22 protein-coding genes and 2 pseudogenes are annotated in these 24,488 nt (G+C 64.5%); 11 read left to right on the top strand and 13 right to left on the bottom strand.

Annotated features, from left to right (window positions below; translation table 11 throughout):
• A pseudogene (locus P9228_RS14655) lies at positions 1-132 on the top strand (IS630 family transposase); the annotation flags it as partial.
• 130 nt (positions 133-262) lie between these two features.
• On the opposite strand, the gene P9228_RS14650 reads toward P9228_RS14655, so the two are convergent.
• Positions 263-1,228 carry an AraC family transcriptional regulator gene (locus P9228_RS14650; RefSeq protein ID WP_067318977.1) on the bottom strand — a complete coding sequence of 322 codons (966 nt, stop codon included), beginning with the start codon at positions 1,226-1,228 and terminating at the stop codon, positions 263-265.
• Positions 1,229-1,365: 137 nt separating this feature from the next.
• Between P9228_RS14650 and P9228_RS14645 the strand changes: the two genes are divergently transcribed.
• The gene (locus P9228_RS14645; protein WP_095823533.1) at positions 1,366-2,580 is read left to right on the top strand and encodes an MFS transporter; all 1,215 of its coding nucleotides are present in this window, start codon (positions 1,366-1,368) and stop codon (positions 2,578-2,580) included.
• A gap of 61 nt (positions 2,581-2,641) precedes the next feature.
• Here the strand turns inward: P9228_RS14645 and P9228_RS14640 are convergent, their stop codons facing one another.
• Entirely contained in the window at positions 2,642-2,989 is a 348-nt protein-coding gene (locus tag P9228_RS14640; RefSeq protein ID WP_095823532.1) for a GFA family protein, read from the bottom strand.
• A 112-nt stretch (positions 2,990-3,101) separates the two neighbouring features.
• Here P9228_RS14640 and P9228_RS14635 point away from each other — a divergent pair, with 112 nt between their 5' ends.
• Positions 3,102-4,397, top strand: coding sequence for an amidase (locus tag P9228_RS14635; protein WP_127247071.1), 1,296 nt, complete (start codon positions 3,102-3,104; stop codon positions 4,395-4,397).
• Between the two features lie 18 nt (positions 4,398-4,415).
• Here the strand turns inward: P9228_RS14635 and P9228_RS14630 are convergent, their stop codons facing one another.
• From P9228_RS14630 to P9228_RS14615, 4 genes are read right to left on the bottom strand one after another with little or no spacing between them, the layout of a single operon-like run.
• Positions 4,416-5,393 (bottom strand): hydroxyacid dehydrogenase, encoded by a 978-nt coding sequence (locus P9228_RS14630; protein ID WP_278054021.1) that lies wholly within the window; start codon positions 5,391-5,393, stop codon positions 4,416-4,418.
• Between the two features lie 5 nt (positions 5,394-5,398).
• Positions 5,399-6,115, bottom strand: coding sequence for a FadR/GntR family transcriptional regulator (locus P9228_RS14625; RefSeq protein ID WP_278054020.1), 717 nt, complete (start codon positions 6,113-6,115; stop codon positions 5,399-5,401).
• Between the two features lie 2 nt (positions 6,116-6,117).
• Entirely contained in the window at positions 6,118-7,287 is a 1,170-nt protein-coding gene (locus P9228_RS14620; protein ID WP_095800600.1) for a mandelate racemase/muconate lactonizing enzyme family protein, read from the bottom strand.
• A 59-nt stretch (positions 7,288-7,346) separates the two neighbouring features.
• A complete protein-coding gene (locus P9228_RS14615; RefSeq protein ID WP_278054019.1) occupies positions 7,347-8,234 on the bottom strand; it encodes a sugar phosphate isomerase/epimerase in 888 nt (295 codons plus the stop codon).
• 400 nt (positions 8,235-8,634) lie between these two features.
• Here P9228_RS14615 and P9228_RS14610 point away from each other — a divergent pair, with 400 nt between their 5' ends.
• From P9228_RS14610 to P9228_RS14600, 3 genes are all read left to right on the top strand, one after another.
• Positions 8,635-9,690: a sugar phosphate isomerase/epimerase gene (locus tag P9228_RS14610; RefSeq protein WP_127247067.1), complete on the top strand. Its 1,056-nt coding sequence runs from the start codon at positions 8,635-8,637 to the stop codon at positions 9,688-9,690.
• 154 nt (positions 9,691-9,844) lie between these two features.
• Positions 9,845-11,032, top strand: coding sequence for a Gfo/Idh/MocA family oxidoreductase (locus tag P9228_RS14605; protein ID WP_127215391.1), 1,188 nt, complete (start codon positions 9,845-9,847; stop codon positions 11,030-11,032).
• Positions 11,033-11,116: 84 nt separating this feature from the next.
• Positions 11,117-11,968, top strand: a complete 852-nt coding sequence (locus P9228_RS14600; RefSeq protein ID WP_067318957.1) for a sugar phosphate isomerase/epimerase — start codon at positions 11,117-11,119, stop codon at positions 11,966-11,968.
• A 146-nt stretch (positions 11,969-12,114) separates the two neighbouring features.
• Here P9228_RS14600 and P9228_RS14595 read toward each other — a convergent pair.
• The 7 genes and pseudogenes from P9228_RS14595 to P9228_RS14565 all read right to left on the bottom strand — a co-directional run.
• A pseudogene (locus P9228_RS14595) lies at positions 12,115-12,354 on the bottom strand (transposase); the annotation flags it as partial.
• Between the two features lie 84 nt (positions 12,355-12,438).
• Positions 12,439-13,455, bottom strand: coding sequence for a zinc-binding alcohol dehydrogenase family protein (locus P9228_RS14590; RefSeq protein WP_278054018.1), 1,017 nt, complete (start codon positions 13,453-13,455; stop codon positions 12,439-12,441).
• Between the two features lie 68 nt (positions 13,456-13,523).
• Positions 13,524-14,489 (bottom strand): ABC transporter permease, encoded by a 966-nt coding sequence (locus tag P9228_RS14585; protein WP_067004136.1) that lies wholly within the window; start codon positions 14,487-14,489, stop codon positions 13,524-13,526.
• Positions 14,486-16,039: a sugar ABC transporter ATP-binding protein gene (locus P9228_RS14580; RefSeq protein ID WP_095800596.1), complete on the bottom strand. Its 1,554-nt coding sequence runs from the start codon at positions 16,037-16,039 to the stop codon at positions 14,486-14,488. The genes P9228_RS14585 and P9228_RS14580 overlap by 4 nt, the downstream gene beginning before the upstream one ends.
• 154 nt (positions 16,040-16,193) lie before the next feature.
• A complete protein-coding gene (locus P9228_RS14575; protein ID WP_095823526.1) occupies positions 16,194-17,189 on the bottom strand; it encodes an ABC transporter substrate-binding protein in 996 nt (331 codons plus the stop codon).
• A 191-nt stretch (positions 17,190-17,380) separates the two neighbouring features.
• Positions 17,381-18,379, bottom strand: coding sequence for an aldo/keto reductase (locus P9228_RS14570; protein WP_278054016.1), 999 nt, complete (start codon positions 18,377-18,379; stop codon positions 17,381-17,383).
• Positions 18,380-18,422: 43 nt separating this feature from the next.
• Positions 18,423-19,928, bottom strand: coding sequence for an altronate dehydratase family protein (locus P9228_RS14565; protein WP_278054015.1), 1,506 nt, complete (start codon positions 19,926-19,928; stop codon positions 18,423-18,425).
• A gap of 247 nt (positions 19,929-20,175) precedes the next feature.
• On the opposite strand from P9228_RS14565, the gene P9228_RS14560 reads away from it, so the two are divergent.
• The 5 genes from P9228_RS14560 (at position 20,176) to P9228_RS14540 (ending at position 24,407) form a co-directional block, all read left to right on the top strand.
• On the top strand, positions 20,176-21,078 hold the full coding sequence (locus P9228_RS14560; protein WP_095800594.1) for a GntR family transcriptional regulator: 903 nt from the start codon (positions 20,176-20,178) through the stop codon (positions 21,076-21,078).
• Between the two features lie 128 nt (positions 21,079-21,206).
• Complete coding sequence (locus P9228_RS14555; protein WP_278054014.1) at positions 21,207-21,554, top strand: DUF2946 family protein; 348 nt, start codon at positions 21,207-21,209, stop codon at positions 21,552-21,554.
• 93 nt (positions 21,555-21,647) lie between these two features.
• Positions 21,648-22,175, top strand: a complete 528-nt coding sequence (locus P9228_RS14550; protein WP_278054013.1) for a copper chaperone PCu(A)C — start codon at positions 21,648-21,650, stop codon at positions 22,173-22,175.
• Positions 22,176-22,201: 26 nt separating this feature from the next.
• Positions 22,202-22,720: a YcnI family protein gene (locus P9228_RS14545; RefSeq protein WP_278054012.1), complete on the top strand. Its 519-nt coding sequence runs from the start codon at positions 22,202-22,204 to the stop codon at positions 22,718-22,720.
• A 52-nt stretch (positions 22,721-22,772) separates the two neighbouring features.
• Positions 22,773-24,407, top strand: coding sequence for a copper resistance CopC/CopD family protein (locus P9228_RS14540; RefSeq protein ID WP_278054011.1), 1,635 nt, complete (start codon positions 22,773-22,775; stop codon positions 24,405-24,407).
• The last annotated feature ends 81 nt before the right edge of the window (positions 24,408-24,488 follow it).

Genomic DNA, 24,488 nt, shown 5'->3' with positions numbered 1-24,488 from the left:
AAGGCGCATCTGCGCGCAAAGGCCATCAGAACCATCGACGCCCTGTGGCAGGCCATCGGCGATATCTGCAATCTGTTATCCCCAACAGAATGCAGAAACTACTTCACTGCCGCAGGCTATGGACGCACATGAAAATCCGCCGCTCTAGCCATGAGCGGTTCCTCCTCGGCTCAGCTTAGGCAATCCCTGTCGGTGAAGAATGACGCGTCGTCCAAAAGACTTGGCAATTCCTCCAGCGTGGTAGCGTCCTGAACGCCGGCTGTCAGGATTGCTCGCCGCCGCCATTGCGCAGATGGCTCGGCGCGACACCCATCACCCGCTTGAAGGCGCGGCTGAAGGAAGCTTCCGAATCGTAGCCCAGTTTCGCCGCCACGACAGACACCCGCATGCCGTCGCGGGCGAGCCATTGCCGCGCCTGATGCATGCGCACGCGCAGCACATATTTGGCCGGCGTCTCGCCGACCACGGTGGCGAAGCGCTGCGCGAAGGCGGAGCGAGACGCGCCCATCAATCGGGCCAGGGCCCCGACCGTCCAATCCCGGTCGGGCTGCAGATGAATAGCGGCGAGCACCTTGCCGACGTCAGGATTGCGCACCGCGGCGATCCATCCGGTCGCGTCGCCGCAGCCGTTCTCTACCCAGGAGCGGATGATTGTGGCGGCGAGCACGTCAGCCAGGCGGGCGAGAATGCCGCCCGAGCCGACCCGGTCCATCGTCACCTCGCCAGCCATCGCATCGAGCAGATGCTGGATGCCCGGCGCGTTCGCCATCAGCTTATGCGCCTGCATCAGGTCGGGCATCATGTCGAGCAGCGGATGCGAGCCGTCGAGATTGAAATGCATGCTGCCGCAAAACAGCAAGGTCTTGCAGCCGTCGCAGCCGTTGGAGACGTCATAGATGTTCTCGCAGACCGGCTCGATCGTATAGCGGCCGATCGGCACGGGCGGAACGCCCGGCGCGCTCGCCAGCACATGCTCATCGCCACGCGGGATCAAGAGCGCGTCGCCGACAGAGAGCTCGATCCATTCCTTGGCCGGTGAGAACAGCCAGCAGCCCTGTTGGCCGATGAAATGGAACCGCGCCGCCTTCTGCGCGGGGAAGGAAACGGCCCACGGTTCGCCCAGCACGCAGCGGCCATAGTCGACGCCGTCGAGCCGCAATCCGCGCAGCATGTCGGTCAGCGGATCGCCGGACGCCGGGAATGTGGTTTTGGACGAATTGTAATTCATTCCGGCGTTTCTAGCATGGAAACTCCAGCCGGTCACTCCCTATGTTGCACTGCAGCGTCGCGCGCCAGGCCTGTAACGGGTGGATCCCGAACTGGCGGTCTTCCAAATGGCGCCGCAAAACAGATCGGAGATTTCCCATGACCGAACCCGCCACAGGCGTCATCGATGCCGCTGTTCTCGATAGAACCGAAGCCGAGGAGCGAAGCGAGCCTGTATGGGGCGCGGTGGTCTCGCTGGCGCTCGGCGTGTTTGGCTTGGTGACCGCCGAATTTCTGCCCGCTAGCCTGCTGACGCGGCTGGCGCAGGATCTCGGCGTCAGCGAAGGCGCCGCCGGCCAGGCCGTGACGGCGACGGCCGTCGTCGGCGCGATCGCAGCACCCACGATGGCCATCGTCACCAAGCGGCTGGACCGCAGGCTGGTCATGTGGCTGCTCACCTTGCTTCTGATCGTCTCCAACCTGCTTGCCGCCTTCGCCTCCTCGCTCACAATGCTGCTTCTGGCCCGCGTGGTGCTGGGCGTCGCGCTCGGCGGCTTCTGGTCGATGTCGGCCGCCATGGCGATGCGACTGGTGCCGATGCGGCTGATGCCGCGCGCAATGTCGATCATCCTGACCGGCGTATCGGTGGCGACCGTCACCGCGGCGCCGGTCGGCGCCTATGTCGGCGACATCTGGGGCTGGCGTACGGCCTTCATGATCGCGGCGGTCGTCGGCGCGCTGACGCTGCTCGTACAGCTTGCCACCATCCCCAGCCTGCCGCCGACGGCCGTGGCGAGCTTTCGCACGCTGATCGAGGTACTGAAGCGGCGGACGATCCGCATCGCCCTGCTGGTCGTGCTGCTCGTCGCCTCGGGACAGTTTGCCGGCTTCACCTATGTGCGGCCATTCCTGGAGACGGTGCCGGTCATGCCGATCGAGACCATCTCGCTGGTTCTGCTCGCCTATGGCATCGGCGGCTTCTTCGGCAATTTCGCCGGCGCTTTCCTGGCCGAGCGCAATCTGAAGCTTGCGGTCGGACTGGCGCCGCTGCTGATCGCGCTGTCGGCGCTTGCCATGCTCACCATCGGCGCTTCACCGGTGATTGCGGCAATCGCAGTTGCGGCATGGGGCTTTGCCTTCGGCGCGGTGCCGGTCGGGCTGCAGACTTGGCTGGTGCGCGCCGCTCCCGACCAGGCCGAGAGCGCCGGCGGCCTGATGGTCGCGACGTTCCAGGTGGCGATCGCGCTGGGCGCAGTCTTCGGCGGCCTGCTGGTCGACCATGCCGGCGTCGCCAGCGCATTCGGCTACGGTGCCATGGCAACGCTGCTCGCAGCGCTGGTGACTTTCGCCGTCGGGCCGAAACAGGCTGAATAACCTTGGACGCCGACAAGCCAGCCGGTACGGCCGGCTTGTCGGCAGGGCGATGCAGTCTGGGCTAAGCCGAGCGGCCGTCGAACTCGAAAACCTCGATAGCGGCGAGATCGATGCCGTCGAGGCAATTGATGTTGATGTAGGCGCTGCGCTCGCTGCCTTGACTGACATCCTCGGCGAAGGGATGGATGCCGCAGGTCCGGCAGAAGCGATGCGCGATCGAGCCCTTGCCGAAGGTGTATTTGCCGAGGTCGTCGCCCCAGGCAACCAGGCGCATGCTGGCGTGTGGCACGGCCCAGAGCAGCGCCCCCTTGCGCGCGCAGATCGAGCAGTTGCAGCGCACCGCGCCGCCGAGCTCGCCTGCGACCTCGAAAGCCACCTTGCCGCAGTGGCAACTGCCTTTGTACAGCATCAGTCTCTTCCTATCGCTGGCAGGTGCAAAGGCACCCTTGCCGGGTTATCCATCCGCTAGCCAAATTGGCTGCCTTAAAAGACGTTGCATCCTTGCGGAGTCCGACATCGACATGCAATCCGTGCGCGACCGTCTCGAAATCATCCTGTCACGTCTTGCCAATCGCGCGGCTGACGAAAAGGTCTACGTCAAGCAGTATGCGCAGGCGGCGCTCGCCGCAGCGGATGCAGCCGACGCGCGGCAAAGAGCCGGGGTCTGCCTCGGGCCGCTCGATGGCGTGGTCGTGTCGATCAAGGATCTGTTCGATGTCGCCGGCGAGCCGACCCGGGCAGGCTCGGCGATGCTCGCCGGTGCTCAGCCCGCCGCGCAGGACGCGGCGATCGTGCGCCGGCTGCGCCAGGCGGGCGCAGTGATCCTCGGCAAGACCAACATGACCGAATTCGCCTTCACCGCGATCGGCGACAACCTGCACTACGGCACACCGGGCAATGCGGCGGATGCCAGCCTGATCCCGGGCGGTTCTTCATCGGGCGCCGGCGTTGCGGTGGGCGAAGGCAGCAGCCAGATCTCGATCGGCTCGGACACGGGCGGCTCGGTTCGCATCCCGGCCTCGCTCAACGGCGTCGTCGGCTTCAAGCCGACGGCCCGGCGCGTGCCTTTGGACGGCGCCTTTCCGTTGTCGGCGACACTGGATTCGATCGGGCCGCTCGCCCGCAGCGTCGGTGATTGCGCGGTTGCCGACGCGATCATGGCGGGGGAGGAGCCGATGGCGCTTCAACCGATCCCGCTCGCCGGTCTGCGCATCGGTGTTCCGCGCGGCCGGCTCTTTGATGACACGCAAGCCGACGTCGCCGCGGCCTTTGAGGCGTGCACCAGCCAGATGGAGCGGGCAGGGGCGCGCGTTGCCGATCTATCGATCGATGACCTCATTGGCGGGATGCGCGCGGCGACCATGCGCGCCTCGATCGCGTCGATGGAGGGTGCGGAGGTGCATGCCGACTGGCTGGCGACCGGGGCCTCGGTGCCCGTCGACCCACATGTCAGCGGGCCTTTGTCGCGCGCGCGGACGGTTCCCGCTTCCGCCTATATCAGGACAATCCGTCGCCGGGCGGAACTGGTCGCGGCCATGACGGAACGGCTGCAAGCGGTCGACGCGCTTGCTCTGCCGACCGTGCCGATGGTCGCGCCGTCGATCGTGGCGATGGCCGGCGACGAAGCGCTACGCGACAGGACGGAAGGCTTGCTCCTGCGCAACACGCAGGTCGCCAACCAGTTCGATCTCTGTGCAATCTCGCTGCCGATGCCGGGCACCAAGCTGCCGGCCGGGCTGATGCTGGTGGCGAGGCATGGGCACGACCGACGTCTGCTCGGAATTGCTGCCGCGGTGGAGGCTTTGCTGAGCGGTTGAGGTGGTGCAGCGGCGCAATCAGTCGGCCGGAAAGCGCCGACGGTAACGCTCGATCACTTCCGGATTCCGCAGGTTGACCGGCAGCTTGTCGGCAAGCACCAGCAAGGCCTCGTTCGCAGCGCCGACGCCCATGCGCATCATCGATTCCTCGGTGATGCCGGCCATATGCGGAGTGATGATGACGTTGTCGAAGCTGAAATAGGGATGGCTCGGCGGCAGCGGCTGGGTCGCAAAGACGTCGAGCGCCGCACCGCCGATACGGCCTTTTCGCAACGCTTCAATCAGCGCCTCGTCATCGACCACCGGCCCGCGCGAGACATTGATCAACAGCGCATTGGGCTTCATGCGGGCGATGCGCTCGCGGCTGATCAGGCCGCGCGTCTCCTCGGTCAGCGGGCAGCAGAGCACGATGATGTCGCTCTGCTCGACCAGCGCGTCTATCGACAGGAAACCGACGCGCTCGGGCGCCGGGCGCAGGCTGCGCGTCGTCGCCACGACCTTGAGGTCGAAGCCGTGCGCGGCGATGTGGCCGACGGCCTGGCCGACGGCGCCGAGGCCGACAATGCCGATCGTCTTGCCGGCGAGCTCGCTGGTTGAATTGGCGTGCTCGCGCCCGGCGAGCCAGCCCTTGGCGCGCAGGTCGCGATCCATGATGCGGAAGCGCCTGAGCAGCGCCAGCGCCGTGAACACCACATGTTCGGCCACCGAGCGGGCATTGACGGCCGGCACGTTCGCCACCAGCACGCCGGCGGCGGTGGCCGCCTCGACCGGGATCATGTCCAGTCCCGCGCCATGGCGGATCGCGGCGCGCAACAGGGACGCGCCTGCGAACAGCTCCGGCGGCAGCGGCGCTCGGACGATGACGATGTCGGCGTCTTTCGCCTCGGCAGCCAGCGTTTTTGCATCGAGCGCGGAGGCGACGACCAGCCGGCCGGCTCCCGCCAGCATGCTTGTCGCGCGCGGATGTAGCGGGTGCGTCGACAGGATCTTGCGCATGAAGCTCAGGCCCTTTCGAGCGCCGCGCTTTTCGGCTCGGTCCAGCGACCTTCGATGATCCCCTTCCAGTAGCTCTCGGCCCCTTGCAGGTGCGCACTCATCAGCGCCTGGGCGAGGTTGCCGTCGCGGCGCAACAGCGCCTCGTAGATCTGGATGTGTTCGGCATGCGAGCGCATGCTGCGCTCCAGATCGTTGAAATAGATCGGCAGGCGCTGCTCGCCCATCAGGTAGTAGACGCTGCAGATGTTGTGAAAGACGCCGTTCTTGGTCGCTCGCACGATCTCGAGGTGGAACTCGCGGTCTTCCTTGGCGAGGCCTTCGCCGGCGGCGATGCGCTCCTCGGAAGCCTTCAGGATCTCGCGCAGCCGCTCGAAATTCTCCTCGGTGGCGCGTGAGCAGGCAAGCTCGGCCGCCTTGATCTCGTGGAGCTTGCGCAGCTCGACGGTCTCGTAGATCTGCACCGGATCCAGCGGCAGGCCCGCGCGGGCGAAAAGCGCTAACGCTTCCACGCTCGCCTGCTTGGTATCGATATAGATGCCGGACTTGGCGCGGCGCTCGACGATGCGCATCGCTTCGAGGATGGCAAGCGCCTCGCGGATCTGGCCGCGGCTGACGGCGAAATGCTCCGCCAGCTCGCGCTCCGACGGCGTGCGGCCCGACTCCTTGTCCGAGTTGGAGAACAGATAGGCGGCGAGTTCCGCAAGAAGGTTCTTTTCTTTCATCGTCAAATGCGTAGCGCGTGCGCCTCCAGGAATCGCTCCGAAACGGTGAAACCCAATCCGGGCTTTTCAGGGATCGCTATCATACCGTCCTTTGCTTCGACAGTCTCCTCGACGAGATCGTGGATCATCGGATTGGCGCCCAGCGAATACTCGACGATGAAGGTCGCGGGGGAAGCCGCGCAGACATGCAGTCCGGCGAAGAAGCAGGGCGCGCCGGCCCACAGATGCGGCGCGAAGCGCAGGTTGAAGGCGCTGGCGATGGTGCCGATCTTCATCGCCTCGCTGATGCCGCCGCAGAAGGCGGGATCAGGCTGGAAGATGTCGGCCGATTTCAGCACGGCCAGATCGCGAAAGGCATAGCGGGTCGCCTCGCTCTCGCCGGTGGCGATCGGGGTCGAACCGGACGCGCGCACCTCGGCCATACCGTGCTTGTCGTCGGCGATCACCGGCTCCTCGAACCAAGCCAGATCGAGATCGGCGGTGAGGCTGATGAAGCGCTTGGCCTCGGCGACGGTGTAGGTGCCGTGCGCGTCCACCATCAGTTCGACGTCAGGACCGATCGCTTCCCTGGCGGCGCGGACGCGCGCGGCCGAGATATGTGGGGCGCCGTCCATGGCGCCGATGCGCATCTTCAGCGCCTTGAAACCGCCTTTGGCGATATAGGATTTGAGCTGGTCGCCGATGGTATCGGCTGGCGCCCAGCCGCCCGAGGCATAGGCTTGCATGCGCTCGACCTTGCGGCCGCCGAGCAGCCGCCAGACCGGCTGCCCCAGCGACTTGCCGAGGATGTCCCAAAGCGCGATGTCGACCGCGCTGATCGCCGCCACGCTCATGCCGCGCCGCGCCAGCTGGGGCATGGCATGGCCGGCATGGGCCGCCGTGTGGTGTCGCACGCCGTTGTAGAGCATCTCCCAGATGATGCCGATATCGGCCGGATCACGGCCGATGAGCTGCGGCGCAATTTCGTGGTTCAGCATGTGGACCAGCGCGCCATAGCTGCCGGCGCTGCCGGCGGCGTTCTTGCCCTCGCCCCAGCCGACCAGGCCGTCGTCGGTCTCGACGCGCAGGATGGCGGCGTCGAACGTCGTCACCTGACCGAAGTCGCTGCGATGCTGCTTTGCGACTTCGATCGGTATACGAACCCACCAGGCCTGGACGCTTTTTATACGCATCTTGATCCCCGGCCCGCCGCCCGGCCAGGACGGTAGGGCTAAGCTCCAAATCGGACCGTCTACTTGATCAGCGGCAGCAGCGTTTCGGCGGTGATGCGCATCTGATCGGTGTAGAACTTCTCGGTGAGCACGCTGGAGCCGTGATCCTGGATGAATTTGAGCTGCTCGGGCGAGATGTCGACCGGGTTGCGCTCCACCATCTCCGGATAGGGGGCGGCCGGCGTGCGGTCGACCGGCGCGACGAACTCGTTGGTCAGCGCGCCGTCATAGCCGATCTCCTTCAGCGTGCCGACGATCTTCGGCCAGTCGATCTGGCCGAGACCCGCGGCGAAGCGGTTGTTGTCGGCGACATGGAAGTCGTAGAGGCGCTTGCCGACCTGGCGGATGGCGTCATAGACGTTAAATTCCTCCATATGGATGTGGTAGGCGTCGAGGCAGACGCCGCATTCCGGGCTCACCGCATCCGCGAGCGCGAGCGCCTGGGCACCACGATTGAAGAGGTAGGTCTCGAAGCGGTTGAGCGGCTCGACGGCGATCTTGACGCCGACCTTCTTGGCATGCGCGAAGCATTCGCGCGTGGCGTCCACCACCCAGCCCCACTCTTCCGCCTCCGTGCCGTCGGGCACCACCTTGCCGACGGTGGCGGGAACCAGCGTGATGATCTCGCCGTCAAGCTCGCTCACCATGGTCAGCACGTCTTTGACATATTGTACCGATCGCTCGCGCTGGCCCTGGTTCTTGGCGGCAAGGTTGCGTTCGCCCAGCATCAGCGTCACCGAACCCCAGCAACGTATGCCGTGCTCCTTCAGGAGCGCGCGCGTTTCCTTGGTTTTGTACTGCTCGGGCTCACCGGAAATCTCGATCGACTCGTAGCCGAACTTCTTGATGCGCTCCAGCGTCACCTCCAGCGGCTCCGCCCGCATCCAGTTGTGCGTCGAAAGATGCATGGTCTGTCCTTCCCAGAATTCGCCTGTCACGTTTTTCGCGACGTTCTCCACCGAGCCCGTCGCATGATCTCCTCCCCACGGCGTTCCAGTGTTTTTTCTCGAAACTGGTTCGACCAATTGGGCCTGACAGAACCTCTACAGCAAATTCACAGTAACGGCAAGGAGACCACCTATTGGGCTCAACTCATCAGTCAATGCTTTGATTTGAATAGATTAAGATACCTTTCGGCAATCGTGCGGATCGCATTCCAGCTGTTTCTGGCCGCTTGACCAAACAGCCGTATTTGGTAATACCAGAATGCCGCTGCTTGTCGGCGCCGAGACGAACGGTCGAAGAGGCTAGCCCTCGCTTCAATCGGCGCTATGCTTGGTCCATGAAAACGAGAGAGGGAGGATGCCGATGCCGACGACGATGAAGGGTCCCGGCCTGTTTCTGGCGCAGTTCGCGGGCGACGCCGCGCCGTTCAATTCGCTGGCTTCGATCACCAAATGGGCGGCCGGGCTCGGCTACAAGGGCGTACAGATCCCGACCTGGGACGGACGCCTGTTCGATCTGAAAAAGGCGGCGTCATCGAAAACCTATTGCGACGAGGTCAAGGGCATCTGCACTGAAGCCGGCGTCGAGATTACCGAACTGTCGACGCACCTGCAGGGGCAGTTGGTGGCGGTGCATCCGGCTTACGACGCGCAGTTCGACGGGTTTGCGCCACCCGAGGTGCACAACAATCCGAAGGCCCGGCAGAAATGGGCGGTCGAGCAGATGGAATTCGGCGCCAAAGCATCGAAGAATCTCGGCCTCCAGGCGTCGGTAAGCTTCAGCGGCGCGCTCGCCTTCCCGTACCTCTATCCGTGGCCACAGCGGCCGCCTGGGCTGATCGAGGAAGCGTTTGCCGAGCTTGGCAAGCGCTGGGAGCCGATCCTCGACGTCTATGATGAGAACGGCGTCGATATCGGCTACGAAATCCATCCAGGCGAGGACGTGTTCGACGGCGCGACCTTCGAGATGTTCCTCGACGCGGTCGGCGGCCACAAGCGTTGCAACATCAATTACGACCCGTCGCACTTCCTGTTGCAGCAGCTCGACTATCTCGAGTTCATCGACATCTACCACGAGCGGATCAAGGCCTTCCACGTCAAGGATGCCGAGTTCAACCCGACGGGGCGGCAAGGCGTCTATTCGGGCTATCAGGGCTGGGTGAACCGGGCCGGGCGTTTCCGTTCCCTCGGCGACGGGCAGGTCGATTTCAGCGGCATCTTCTCCAAGCTCACCCAGTACAACTACGATTCCTGGGCGGTGCTGGAATGGGAATGCTGCCTCAAGCATCCCGAGGACGGCGCGGCCGAAGGCGCACCCTTCATCCAGCATCATATCATCCGGGTCACCGAAAGGGCCTTTGATGATTTCGCCGGCGGCACCAGCGACAAGAAGCTGCTGCGCGCGATGATGGGGATTTAGCACCTTTATCCTCCCCCTCGAGGGGAGAGTGGCCCAAAGGGCCGGGCTGGGTCGGTTTCATGCCGAGATCCACGCCCGGCGACCCCACCCGATCCGCTGTGCGGATCGACCTCCCCTCAAGGGGGAGCTAACCAACATGAGGGAGAACGAAAGCATGGTCGGCGCATCGAAATCGGAAACGGGAGGCGGCCCGATCCGCTACGGCATGGTCGGCGGCGGGCAGGGCGCTTTCATCGGCGCGGTGCACCGGATTGCGGCGCGCATGGACAACGACTTCGTGCTGGTGGCCGGCGCGCTGTCGTCGGACCCGGCGCGCGCGAAGGCCTCGGCCGAAGAACTCGGGCTCGATCCGTCACGCAGCTACGGCTCCTATGCCGAGATGGCCAAGGCCGAAGCCAAACGCCCGGACGGCATCGAGGCAGTGGCGATCGTCACGCCGAACAATGTGCATGTGCCGGCGGCCAAAGCCTTCCTCGAGGCGGGTATCCACGTCATCTGCGACAAGCCGCTCGCGACCTCGCTCGCCGAGGCGAAGAAGCTTGCCGCACTGGTCGAGAAGGCTGGAAAGGTGTTCGTGCTCACCCACAACTACACAGCCTATCCGATGGTGCGGCAGGCGCGCGAGATGGTGGCCAAGGGCATGCTCGGCGACATCCGCATCGTGCAGTCGGAATATCCGCAGGACTGGCTGACCGAAGACCTCGCCGCGACCGGCCAGAAGCAGGCCTCATGGCGCTCCGACCCCAAGCAGGCCGGCGCCGGCGGCGCGCTCGGCGACATCGGCACGCACGCCTACAACCTCGCCCGCTTCGTCTCGGGGCTGGAGCTCGATTCGCTTTCGGCCGATCTCGACGCCTTCGTGCCGGGACGCCAGCTCGACGACAACGTCAATGTGCTGTTGCGCTTCAAGCCGGTCGGCAACAAGCATCCGGCCAAGGGCATGATCTGGGCGAGCCAGGTGGCGCCCGGCCACGAGAACGGGCTGAAGCTGCGCATCTACGGCTCGAAGGGCGGGCTCGAATGGGTCCAGGCCGACCCGAACTATCTTTGGTACACGCCCTTCGGCCAGCCGAAGCAGTTGCTGACCCGGGCGGGCGCCGGCGCGATGCCGGTAGCGGCGCGCGTCAGCCGCGTGCCCTCCGGCCATCCGGAGGGCTATCTCGAAGGCTTCGCCAATATCTACCAGGAAGCGGCCCGCGCCATCCGCGCGGCGCGCAAAAAGGGCGGCAAGCTTGCCAAGGATGTCGCCTTCCCGACGATCGCGGACGGCGTCGAAGGCATGGCCTTCATCGAGGCGTGCGTGAAGTCGTCGAGGAAGAACGGGGCGTGGACGAGGCTATAAAGGCGGGCTCGGCGACGGCACGGGCCGGATGAGGGGGAGTGTGACCCGCTAGCGCAAGTGGTTGGCCGCAGAGGAGGGGTGTCGATGAAAATCGGCATGTGCATGTTCTTGTGGACGACGAGCGTCTCGAAAAAGCACGAGGCGCTGCTGAAGGACATCAAGGCAACCGGCTTCGACGGCGTCGAGATACCGGTCTTCGCGGGCGAACCGGATGACTACAAGAAGCTCGGCGAGATGCTCGATCGCATCGGACTGGAGCGCACCGCGGTCTCGGCGATGGGCGACCCGGCGATGAACCTGATCTCGCCCGACGCCGCAACGCGCAGGGCCGGCATCGAATACATGAAATGGGCGATCGACTGCAGCGCGGCGCTCGGCGCGGACAGGCTGAGCGGGCCGCTGCATTCTACGCTTGGCGCCTTTTCCGGCAGCGGGCCGACAGCGGCCGAGAAGAAGCGCTCAGTCACCTCGCAGCGGGCCATTGGCGATCATGCCGGCAAGAGGGGCGTCACCATCGGGCTTGAGGCGCTGAACCGCTTCGAGTGCTATCTGGTCAACACGATGGACGACCTGTCCGAGCATGTCGACGCGATCGACCGGCCGCACATCAAGGCGATGTACGACACTTTTCACGCCAATATCGAGGAGGCCGATCCGATCGGCGCCTATACGCGCAACCGCAAAAATGTCGTCCATATCCATATTTCGGAGAACGACCGCGGCGTGCCGGGGCGCGGCCACGTCCCCTGGAAGGAAACTTTCGCGGCGATCCGCAAGAGCGGCTATGACGATTGGCTTACGATCGAGTCGTTCGGCCGATCACTGAAGGATCTGGCGGCTGCGACCAAGGTGTGGCGGGATTTCGCAGAGAGCCCGGAGGCAGTTTATCGCGAAGGGTATCGGCATATCAGAGATGGGTGGAAGGCTGCCGCTTAAACGCCCTCTCCATTCGTCATCCACGGGCGGAGCGGGAGCGAAGCGGACGCCGAGACCCGAGGACCCATTCCGTGACGTCGACGCTCCGCCACGATGCAATTCTGCACCGGCTGCATTCTACGGCTTAGGGAACGGCATTACTGTGTTCATGCGAAGGCTGTTTTGTCTCGAATGATGGCATTGAGGACGACCAGGAGCTTCCTTGCAACGGCGATGATGGCCAGTTCTTGGACCCTGAGCGGCTGCGAGGTTTGTGCGGCATCGAGACGATCGGTCTTGGCGCGCCGTCTTGTCGACTTCGCATAGTGGTGGGTGTGTGCCGGGTTGTGCGGCGAGAACGGCACGCCGGACTTGGCCAGCGCATGGCGCAACAACCGCTCATGGACGCCAGTCGCCTCCGACTAGCCTTCGACGTCGTCATCAAGGGCGACAACCCCTGAGGTCGTCATCGACGGGCGGGTCGGGCCTCCCTATCCGACCTCGATAACCGCTTTGATCAACCCGGATTTTTCGTGCGCCCAGCGCGCTAGATCGCGCGGCGTATCGGCAAGGGTCGTGCGGTGGGTGACGAGTTTCTCCAGCGGCACGGCGCCGTTGCGGATCGAGGCGGCGACATGGTCGAAGTCTGCTCTGAGCGCATTGCGGCTGCCGACCAGCGTCATCTCGCGCTTGTGAAACTCGGGATCGGAGAAGGTGATGTCGTCCTTGACGACGCTGACCAAAACCAGCGCTCCGCCATGCGCGACATGGGTGAAGGCGGACTGCACCGACTGCGTGTTGCCGGTGGCGTCGAACACAAGGTCGAAGCCTTCGCCGCCGGACGCCTGCCGCACCAGATCGGCTGCCTGTGCTTTCGAGCCGTCGAGCGCGGCAAAGCCGAGCTCGCTTTCGGCGAAAGCGAGCCGTTCGGTGCTCATGTCGAGCAGGCTGACATCGAGGCCGGCGATGCGGGCGAACAGTGCCGTGCCAAGGCCGATCGGACCGGCGCCGATGACCAGCGTGCGCTGGCCGGGCGCACTCAGCGAGCGCCGCACGGCGTGTGCGCCGATGGCCAGGAATTCGACGGCGGCGGCATCGGCCAGCGATAGGCCATTTGCCGGATAAAGGTTTTGCGCCGGCACCAGGATCTCGTCGCACATGGCGCCGTCGCGATGGACGCCAAGCACCTCGATCTGCACGCAGCAGTTCGGCTTGCCGTGCCGGCAGGCAACGCATTGGCCGCAGGCGAGATACGGGTTGATGATCACCGGCTCGCCGATGGCAAGCTCGACGCCGTCACCTCGCTCGACGACCGTGCCCGAGACCTCGTGGCCCATGATGCGCGGATAGGCGAGGAACGGGTGCTTGCCTTCGAAGATGTGATAGTCGGTGCCGCAGATGCCGACATGGCTGACTGCGATGCGCGCCCAGCCGGGCGGCGGCGCGCCGGGTTCGGCGCGGTCTTCGAGAACAAGGTCGCCAGGCGAGCGGCAGACGACGGCTTTCATGCGCTGATCCAGTGTTTAAGAGGCGTCGGCCCCGCTCGATCGGGGCCGGCGCGTCATTTCAGGAACGATTATTTGCCACGACGGCGCAGGCCGTCGAAGTAGACGATGACGATGATCAGCAGGCCGGTGATGACGCGCTGCCAGAAGGTGTTGACGTTGAGCAGGTTGGCGCCGTTGTTGATCGTCGAAAGAATGAAGGAGCCGATCAGCGGTCCATGCACCGAGCCGATGGCGCCGAACAGCGAGGTGCCGCCGATCACCGACGAGGCGATAGCCTGCAGCTCATAGGTGTCGCCCTGGGTCGGGTTGCCGATGCCGATGCGCGAGGCAAGCAGCACACCCACGAAAGCCGCGAGCAGGCCGGACAGGATATAGGCCATGAAGATGGTGCGCGGCACGTTCACGCCGGAAAGGCGCGCGGCCTCCGCATTGGAGCCGACCGAGAATAAATAGCGGCCCCAGCGCGTGTGGTGCAGGAACACGTAGGACGGTATGGCGACCAGGATCACCATCCAGAACAGATAGGGGATGCCGAGCAGCGAGCCGCGCGAGAAGGCCTGGAAAGGGTCGCTGTTGATCGAGATCGAATTGCCGTTGGTCATCAAGAGGCCGATGCCGCGCAGCGACGTCATCGTGGCCAGGGTGATGATGAAGGGCGGCAGGCCCATCTTGACGATGCCGAAGCCGTGGAACAGGCCGATGGCGACCCCGGCGAGCAAGGTAATGAGCACAGCCGCCCAGATCGGCCACCCGGCATTGATCAGAAGCGCCACGATGACGGTGGTGAAGCCGACCACGGCACCGACCGAGAGATCGATGCCGCCGGTGATGATGACGAAGGTCTGGCCGACCGCGAGGATGGCGATCAGCGAACCCTGACGCAAAAGATTGGTGATGTTGAGCGTCGTGGCGAAGGAGGGTGTGGCGACCGCCAGCACGATCCACATCAAAAGCAACAAGCCGAGCAGCGTCAGCCCGAACAAGGCGTTGTAATTGCGCTTCGGCTTTTCGGCGGGGATCGCCTCGGTGCTCATTTTTGTCCTCCCGTCTTTTCTTGTTTCTCGGCCAGCGCTTGGCCCAAAATGTCCTCATGGCTGGCGGTGCGGAAGCCATGCGTGGCGACCAGCTTGCCGCGGCGGAACACATGCAGCGTGTCGGCGAGCTCGTAGACTTCCGGCAGGTAGGACGAGATCAGGATGATGCCAGCGCCCTTGGACAGAAGCGTCGAGAACAGCCGGTAAATCTCGGCCTTGGTGCCGACATCGACGCCGACCGTCGGCTCGTCGAAGATGAACAGCTTGGCGCCATGCGCCAGCCATTTGCCGATGACGATCTTCTGCTGGTTGCCGCCCGACAGGCTGGAGGCCAGCGCGTGGCGGGTCGGCGTCTTGATCCTGAGATCGGCTATCTGGCGATCGGCCTCGGCCTTCTCGCGCGAGCCTGAGATCAGAAGATTGCTCGAGATGCGCTTGTAGATCGGCAGGTTGAGATTCGTGCCGACCGGCAGGTTGAGGCAAAGGCCTTGGTCGCGGCGGCTTTCGGGGGCGAGGGCCATGCCGAGCCTTATCGCGTCATGCTCGGAGTTGACTTGCACCTCTTTGCCTTGCCACAGGATCTGACCGGCCGACTTCCTGTGGCGGCCGTAAAGCGTGGTGACGAACTCGCTGCGGCCGGCTCCGATCAAGCCGTAAAGTCCGACGATCTCGCCCGCGCGGACAGTCACCGAGACGTTCTCGAAACCCTTGCCGGAGAGATTCCGCGTCTCGACGATCGTCGCGCCCGGCGTGAAATGCTCCTTGTGGTAGATCTGCTCGATCGAGCGATTGATCATCAGCTTGACCAGTTCCGGCTCGCTGGTCTCGGCTATGTTGCGGGTGCCGACGAGCGTGCCGTCGCGCAGCACCGAAACGCGATCGGCAAGCTCGAACACCTCCTCCATGCGGTGGCTGATATAGATGATGGTGACGCCTTCGCCCTTTAGCCGGCGGATCAGCTTGAACAACTGGTCGGCCTCCTTGCGGGTCAAGTAGGCGGTCGGCTCGTCGAAGATGAGGAACTTTGTCCCGCGTACCGTGGCGCGGGCGGCGGCGATCAGCTGCTGCTGGCCGATGGTGAGGTCGCCGAGCATAACATGCGCGGGCAGGTCGAAGCCGAGCCCATCGATGATCTTCTGCGCTTCCTTCACCATGGCGCGCTGCTGCAACAGACCGAAGCGGGAATTCTCCTCGCCGAGGAACATGTTGGCGGCGACGGTGAGGTGGCGGCAAAGCACGACCTCCTGGTGGACGGCATTGATGCCGAGCGCCATCGCCTCGTGCGGCGTGGCCAGCGCCTCGGGTTTACCTTCCCAGACGACTTCGCCGGAGGTGCGCGGCATGACGCCGGTTAAAAGCTTTATCAGCGTCGATTTGCCGGCGCCGTTCTCGCCGACGATGGCGTGGATCTCGCCCGACTTGAAGGCAAGGTCCACCGGCTTCAGCGCATGCGTGCCGGGATAGCGCTTTTCCAGGCCTTTCAACTCGAGGATGGTCCTGCCCGGTTTCAGCGTGGGGGGCGGGTGCAGTTCCTGCGCCGTCGACGTCATGACAATCCTCCCAGATTGATCCAACCGTTGGATACGCAGCGATGCGTCTGGCGCGCATCTAGAAGGCAGAGCCTAAAGCAAGCCGGCGGATTTCCAAGCTGTCCGCCGCGATGTTTCCGGGGCGGCGAAGCCCCGGAAACGAATGTCGCGAAGATCAGTTGAGCTTCGGGTTGAGCAGCGCGTCGATCTTCGGATCCTTCATGTTGTCCTTGGTGACGAGATTGGCGCCGGTGTCGACATTGGCCTCGACCTTCTCGCCCTTCGAGGCGGCTAAGGCGGTCTTGATGCCGTCGTAGCCCATCCGGTACGGATCCTGGACGACGAGGCCGGAGATGACGCCGTCGTTGAGGAACTTGATCAGCTTCTCGTCGCTATCGAAACCGATCAGCGCCACCTTGCCGGCGAGGTTGTTCTCGGCGATCGCCTGGCCAACGCCCTGCGCCATGATCAGGTTCGAGGCGAAGATGCCCTTGAGGTCCGGATTGGCGGTGATCAGGTCGGTCGCGATGTTGAGGCCGGTGGTGGCCTGACCGTCGGCATATTTGTCGGCGACCAGTTCGAGGCCGGGATATTTCGCCTTGAGCTGTTCCTTGAACCCTTGCGCGCGCTGCTCGAGCGAGCCGGCGCCGGGCAGCGCGGTGATCAGCGCAACCTTGCCCTCGACCTTGCCGCCATTGGCGGCGCCGATCGCGGCGGCGAGACCGTCAGCCGCGACACGGCCGCCCTGGACGTTGTCGGTGGTGAGGAAAGAGGTGAAGGCCTTGGATTCGGCGCTGGAATCGATGCCGATGACCTTGACCTTGGTCGCCGCCTCGTCGATCGGCTTGCCGAGCGCCTTGGCTTCGGTCGGCGCGATCACGATCGCGGCCGGATTGCCGGCCACGGCGTTCTCGAGGATCGAGATCTGACCGTTGACGTCGGTTTCGGCCTGGGCGCCGAGTTCCGGCACGTTGATGCCGAGATCCTTGCCGGCCTTGCGGGCGCCGGCCAGCACGATTTGCCAGTAGAACGAAGTCGTGTCCTTGACGATGATCGGGATGGTCACGTCTGCCGCCGAGACGGGTGCCGGATGCATCGCACCGGCGAGCATTGAGGCGGCGGCTACAGCCACGAAGGCGCGGCGGTTGAGAAGGCTGGTTACGAATTTCATTAGGTTCCTCCCTAAAGTCGCCCGGTGAAGGTTCGGAAGCTCCATCTGGATAGGCGCGAGCCAAACAGAACTTTATCAATAAAAAACATTTGCCGGATTTTGATAGTGCATTGCCCGGATCGATGCAAGCTTTGTCTCATGCCGTTTTCGTGACGAGTGGCAGCTGATCGGTCTGCCGGGTCCTCCGCATCTCAGCCAAGCTGCTGGACGATCGTATAAGGATCGTATTTGGCAAATTCCGCCGCCGCCACCTTGATATCCAGCAGTTCGAGATTGCGCGTCAGATTCGCGGGCTTGGCGGTGCCGGTCAGCACCGAGGCAACGACAGGCTCGTGCAGAGGGAATTGGAACGCGGCAGCGGCCAGCGGATAGCCACCTCCGATGGCGATGCGCTCCATTGCGCTGACGCGGTCGAGAACATCCTTGCTCGCCGGCAGATAATCGAAATGCGCGCCATGCACCGGTCCCGTCGCCAATATGCCCGAGTTGAAGACGCCGCCGATGATCAGCGAGGTCCGCCGCTCGCGGCAAAGCGGCAGCAGGTCGGCCTCGGCGCTGCGATCAAGCAGCGAATAGCGGCTGGCGAGCAGGATGCAGTCGAGCGGCGCGCGGCGAAGCACGTCAAGGCAGATCTGGACCTCGTTGACGCCAAGGCCGTAGGCGGAAATCGTGCCGGACGATTTCAGCTCCTCCAGCGCCTTCAGCCCGCCGTCCATCAGCTGACGGAAATGCAGCTTCGTCTTCTCGACGCCATGCGTGTAGACGCCGATGTCGTGGACGAACAGGATGTCGATCTTGTTGAGGCCGAGCCGCGCGTAGGAAAAATCCACCGAGCGCATGATGCCGTCATAGGAATAGTCGTAGTCGAGCGCGAAGGGCAGCGGGTCGACATAAGAGTGATCGGGAACCTGGTCCTCCGGCACCGGCCGGAACAGGCGGCCGACCTTGGTCGAGAGCACATAGGAGGAGCGCGGCTTCTCACGCAGGAAATCGCCTGTGCGCCGCTCCGACAGGCCGAGGCCGTAGAAGGGCGCGGTGTCGAAGTAACGCAGCCCGCCGTCCCAGGCCGCTTGCAGCGTTTCCATTGCGGGCTCGCGCGGACAGGCGCGATAAAGGCCGCCGATGGCAGCGCCGCCGAAGCTGACTTCGGTGACTTCGAGCGCGGTCGCGCCGATCCGGCGTTTGTTCATCAAAGCCTCCCTTTGCCGTTCGACCGGCGGTCGTTTCGACTATCTAGAGCGTCGCGCCGAGATGCCAGGGCACGAACTCGTTGTCGCCGTAGCCGAACGCCTCGCTCTTGGTCTTGCGTCCGGACGCCGTCTCGATGATTAGCTCGAAGATCTCGCGGCCCATGCCGGCGATCGTCTTCTCGCCGGAAGCGATGACACCGCAATTGACGTCCATGTCCTCTTCCATCTGGTGGTACATGGTCGAGTTCGTGGCGACCTTGATCGACGGCGTCGGACGGCAGCCGAAGCAGGAGCCGCGGCCGGTGGTGAAGACGATGACATTGGCGCCGCCGGCCACCTGGCCGGTGGCCGAGACCGGATCGTAGCCGGGCGTGTCCATGAACACCAAGCCGCTGCCGCTGACCTTCTCGGCGTAACCGAAGACGCCGTTGAGCGGCGTCTGACCGCCCTTGGCAACAGCACCCAGCGACTTCTCCAGGATGGTGGTCAGGCCGCCGCGCTTGTTGCCCGGCGAGGGATTATTGTCGATCGAGGCGCCGTGCTTGGCTGTATGGTCCTCCCACCATTTCACAAAGCCGTCGAGCTTGGCTGCGATCTCGGGCGAGGCGGCGCGATAGGCAAGCAGATGCTCGGCGCCGTAGATCTCGGTCGTCTCGGACAGGATGCCGATGCCGCCGCAGCCGGCCAGAATATCGACCGCCGCCCCCAGCGCCGGATTGGCGGTGATGCCGGACATGCCGTCCGAGCCGCCGCATTGCAGGCCGACGACGATCTCGCTGACCGGGATCGGTTCGCGCTGCAACTGGCCGACGTCCTCGGCAATCTCGGCCAGCACGCCCATCGCCCGCTCGACGGATTTGCGCGAGCCGCCGGCCTCCTGGATGTTGAAGTGCCGCTTTCCCGCCGCGACGCCCTTTTGGCCATAAAGGGTGAGCTGGTTGACCTCGCAGCCCAGACCGACCATCAGCACGCCGCCGAAATTCGGGTGGCGTGCATAGCCGGCCAACGTGCGGTGCAGCACCATCATTCCGTCGCCGGTGGCGCTCATGCCGCAGCCCTGGCCGTGGACGATCGGCACGAAACCGTCGATGCCGGGATATCTCGGCAAAAGCGTGCGATTGGCCTCGTCGGCGATCGCATGGCAGACGGTGGACGAGCAATTGACGCTGGCGATGATGCCGATGAAGTTGCGCGTTCCGGCGCGACCATCGGCGCGGCGATAGCCCATGAAGGTGCGCTTGCGGTCCGCTTCGGTGGCGTGCTCGGCCTCGCTCGGCGGCACCACCGGCAGGCGGCCACTCTCGAACACCAGATTGTGCGAGTGGACGTGCTCGCCCGGCGCGATGGCTTGAGTGGCGCGGCCGATCGCCTGCGCATATTTCACCACCGCTTCGCCCGCCGCGATCGGCTTGATCGCCACCTTGTGCCCTGGGTCGATCGCCGCCACCGCAACCGCGCCGCCGGGCAGCGCCGCACCGATCTCGATGCGGCCATTGGCGACCGCGACATTGTCGGCGGGGGAAAGAAGAATGGTGCTTGCGGCGTTCACGGGCGGCTGTCCTGGGTAAACCTGGGAGTGTGGGCGGATTGACATGCGCCCGTTTGAGGATAATGTCTTTTATCGTGAAAAAACATTTTTGCGTCAATTGTTTTTTCATCGCGCGCCGCGCGCTTGGGTGCGTGGCCGCCCGTTAGATAAAGCCGGCGAAATTCGTTCCGCATTTCGGAGGCTTGCGCTAGGAACACCGATCATATTGCGCTTCCGGCCGGCTGCCGCAAGCGTTGGGGATACGGGCATGTCGAAGAGCAACAACGTCTACAAGGACGCCTTCAACCGCGGACTGCGGCTGCTCGACGAAACCAGGAGCCTGCCGTCCGAGCCCGAGCTCGGAACGCTGCTCGGCGTCAGCCGCACCACGGTGCGCAGCATTCTTTCGCGCATGGAAGAAACCGGGCTGATCGCCTGGAACAAGCGCAACAAAACGGTGCTGCGGGCGCCGAAGGCGGAAGATTTCTTCCCCGAGGAAGAGACCGACTCGCTGGCCGAGATCATCGAGCGCTCCTTCATGCGCCGGCTGCTCGCCGGCGGCGCGGAAGCGGGCATGCAGATCAACGAGCTCGAGCTGGCGCGCGAGATCGGCGTCGGCACCACCAGCGTGCGCGAATTCCTGATCCGCTTCTCGCGCTTCGGTTTGATCGAGAAGCGGCGCAACAGCCACTGGGTGCTCAAGGGCTTCACCCGCGCTTTCGCGCTGGAGCTCACCGAGATTCGCGAGATGTTCGAGCTGCGCTCGGCGGCTGCCTTCGTCGCGCTGCCGCAGGAAAGCGCGGTCTGGGCCGACCTCGACCGGCTGGAGATCGAACATCGCCAACTGGCGAGCGACATCGCGACGCGCTTCAACGAATTCTCCGAGCTCGATGAGCGCTTCCACCGGCTGATCCACCGCGCCTCGCACAACCGCTTCATCGTCGATTTCTACGATGTGATCGCGATGATTTTCCACTACCACTACCAATGGAACAAGGCGCAGGAACGCGAGCGCAACGAGGTCGCAGTCCAGGAGCATCTGGCCTATATCGCGGCGCTGAAATCGCGCGATCCCGCCAAGGTGGACGCCGCCTGCCGCAAGCACCTGAAGTCGGCGCGCCAGACGCTGTTGAGCTCAATTCCGGAAGGGCGGCAGGTGCAGCCCGCCTGATCAGGCGCGTCGCGCCGCGTTGCCGCAGCCCGGTTTTGACGATTTTCCGGCCGCCGCCCCCATGCTAGGCTCGGTGGAATTGCTGGAAAGAGGCAGGTCATTTGGATATCCGGCTGAGACGATGGAGCATGCCGGCCGCGTTCGTCGCGGCGCTGCTGCTGTTGCTTCAGTCGGCGCTTGGCGCCTTCGCCTTTGGCGCTCCTTCGCAGCTTGATGCCTTCGGCAACGTCATCTGCACGCATGACGGGGCGGTCAAGCTTCCGGGCGGCGATCCGCACCGGCAGCATATGCCGGCTTGCTGCTTGGCTGGCTGCAGCCTGGTTTCGCCGGCGCATCTGCCGCCGCCGGATACCCGTGCGCCCGTCAGGGTACAGGTGTTCGACGCGGTCGCTTTCCCGCCTTTGGCCTTCCGGCATCTCGATTTTGCCCGCGACCGCTCTCCGGCCAATCCGCGCGCGCCGCCGGCCGCAGTCTGACAAAAACCCGCGAAACCTTTCGCGGGCGCATTCATCCAAGATCAGACTGCTCGCGGCCGGATCACGGCGCGATCTCATACTCATGGAGCAACCATGTCCAATCTTCTTCCCGCCGCGCGAGCGCAAGCTCGTCCGCGCGGTTTCGAACGGCTCGGCCTTGCCGTGTTCGCTCTTCTTCTGTTCGCATGCGTTCCCGGCGCCCAGGCGCATGAATTCAAGGCCGGTGACCTGGAGGTCGGGCACCCGTGGTCGCGCGCAACGCCGCCCGGCGCCAAGGTGGCCGGCGGCTATTTCACCGTCACCAACAAGGGCGGCTCGCCCGACCGGCTGCTGTCGATTTCCTCCGACATCTCCGACAAGGCCGAATTGCATGAGATGAGTGTCAAGGACCGCGTCATGACGATGCGGCCGGTGAGCGGCGGGCTCGTGATCCCGGCCGGCGGCAAGGTCGCACTGAAGCCGGGTGGCTATCACCTGATGTTCATCGGCCTGAAGCGACAGCCCAAGCAGGGCGAGAAATTCCCGGCCACGCTGACCTTCGAGAAGGCCGGCAGCGTCAAAGTTGAGTTCGCCGTCGAGGGCATGGGCGAGATGGGCGGCATGGACGATCACGCCGAGTGATCATTTCGAAATTAGAGGGACAATTCATGAAGAAGTATCTTTTGGCGGTGGGCGCGGTGCTGGCGCTCGGGACAAACGCCACGCTTGCGCACATCACGCTCGAAACCCAGGAAGCGGCCGTCGGCTCGACCTATAAGGCCGTCCTGCGCGTGCCGCATGGCTGCGAGGGCAAGGCGACGACCGCGGTGCGCGTGCAGATTCCGGAAGGCGTCATTTCGGTCAAGCCGATGCCAAAGCCCGGCTGGACGCTGCAGACCAAGAAAGGCCGATACGAGAAATCCTACCAGCTCCATGGCGAGACGCTGACCACCGGCGTCAAGGAAGTCGACTGGAGCGGCGGCAACCTGCCGGACGAATTCTATGACGAGTTCATTTTCCGTGCTTCGCTCGCCGCCGATCTTCCGGCCGGCCAGATGCTCTATTTCCCAGTGGTCCAGGAATGCGGCGATGCCGCCGATCGCTGGATCGAGATTCCGGCGGCAGGACCGGATGAGGATGCACTGGAAAATCCGGCGCCCGGCATCAAATTGCTGCCGAAGAAATGATCTCTCGATGGCGCGTCCCATTCGGGCGCGCCGTCCCTTCTCGAAAGACCGCATGAACGCAGCAACTTTCCCAATCCGCCTGACGGGCATGCGCATCGGGCCAGTCGCCAGCGGCCTGTTCGCGGCTTTCGTACTCGTGCTGCTGCTGGTGCTACCCGGCCGCGCCCTCGCGCATGCGGCCTTGGTCGCGACCGATCCGCCCGATGGCGCGGTGCTGTCGCAGAGTCCCGCGCGATTCTCGCTGACCTTCAGCGAGCCGGTTTCGCCCCTGGTGCTCACTCTGGTGCGGCCGGACGGCACGCAACTTTCGCTGACCTCCTTCCGGCTCAACGATCAGACCGTCGAGATCGATAATCCGGAGACGCTCAAATCCGGCACGCATGTGCTGAGCTGGCGGGTGATTTCGGTCGACGGCCATCCGGTCGGCGGCTCGGCGCTGTTTTCCGTCGGCGCGCCAAGTGCTGCGCCGGCAGCGGGCGAAGCCGCCGATTTATCGCTGCGCACGGCAATCTGGATCGGTAAGCTCCTTCTCTATGCCGGGCTGTTCCTCGGCGCCGGCGGCGCCTTCGCCCTCGCCTGGCTCGCTGGAGACTGTCGCTGCGGCCAGGGTTTCGTTATCGGCGCTCTTCTGTGCGGACTGGCCGCCGCCCCGTTCTCGCTCGGATTTCAGGGGTTGGACGCGCTCGGCGCGCCGCTCGCCCGGTTTGCGGCGCCCACCGTGTGGGAGACCGCGCTTGCCACCAGCTTCGGCTGGACGGTGCTTGCCGCCCTGATTGCACTCGGCCTTGCCTTGCTGTCCCTCGCCGGACCGCGCGCTCTTGGCAAGCTGCTTGCGCTCGCCGGGCTCGTCGGTGTGGGCACGGCGTTTGCGGCAAGCGGCCACGCCAGCGCCGCCGAGCCGCAATGGCTGACGCGGCCGCTCGTTTTCCTGCATGGCACAGCCATCGCCTTCTGGAGCGGCGCGCTCGCGCCGCTCGGCCTTGCGTTGCGCTATCAGCCGGCGGAGGCCAAAATCTTCTTGCGCCGGTTTTCGCGCGCGATCCTGCCCGTGGTTGCCGTGCTTGCGATAAGCGGCATCGTGCTGGCGATCATCCAAGTGCGCGAACCGGCAGCGCTCATCAACACCGCCTATGGCCGCCTGCTGCTGCTGAAACTGGCCCTGCTTTTGTTCCTGTTCACCCTTGCCTCCGTGAACCGATGGACGCTGACCGCGCCGGCCGAAACGGGCGACACGGAAGTGCAGCGGCGGCTGGTGCGTTCGATCGGCATCGAGACGCTGATCGTGCTTGCCATCTTCGGCGTCGCCGCCGGCTGGCGCTTCACGCCGCCGCCACGCGCGCTGGCGATCGCCGCAGCGCAGCCGGCCTCGATCCACATCCACACCCTGCAGGCGATGGCCGATCTCAGCATCACGCCCGGCCATGCCGGCCAGGTTGCCTCCTCGATGGTGATCATGACCGGCGATTTCGGTCCGATGGATGCCAAGCAGGTGACCCTGGTGCTGTCGAAGCCGGATTCCGGCATCGAGCCGATCAAACGGCCGGCGACGAAACGCGGCGACGGCACCTGGCGCGTCGAGAATCTCGTCATCCCGCTGCCCGGCCGCTGGAACGCCCGGCTCGACATCCTGGTTTCCGATTTCGAGATGGTGAAGATTGAAGCGCCAATTGATATCAGAGCCGACTGACCTAGACCGCGACACAATTCGGCGAGGCGGTTGACGCCGTCGCGAAGGCCCGTCAATCATCCGTCCAAAACGCGGCTTCAA

This window comes from Mesorhizobium sp. WSM4898, assembly GCF_029625845.1.
In the GTDB taxonomy this organism is placed as follows: Bacteria; Pseudomonadota; Alphaproteobacteria; order Rhizobiales; family Rhizobiaceae; genus Mesorhizobium.
Note: the sequence above shows the minus strand (reverse complement) of the source record. Positions and strands in the feature narration are given on the sequence as shown.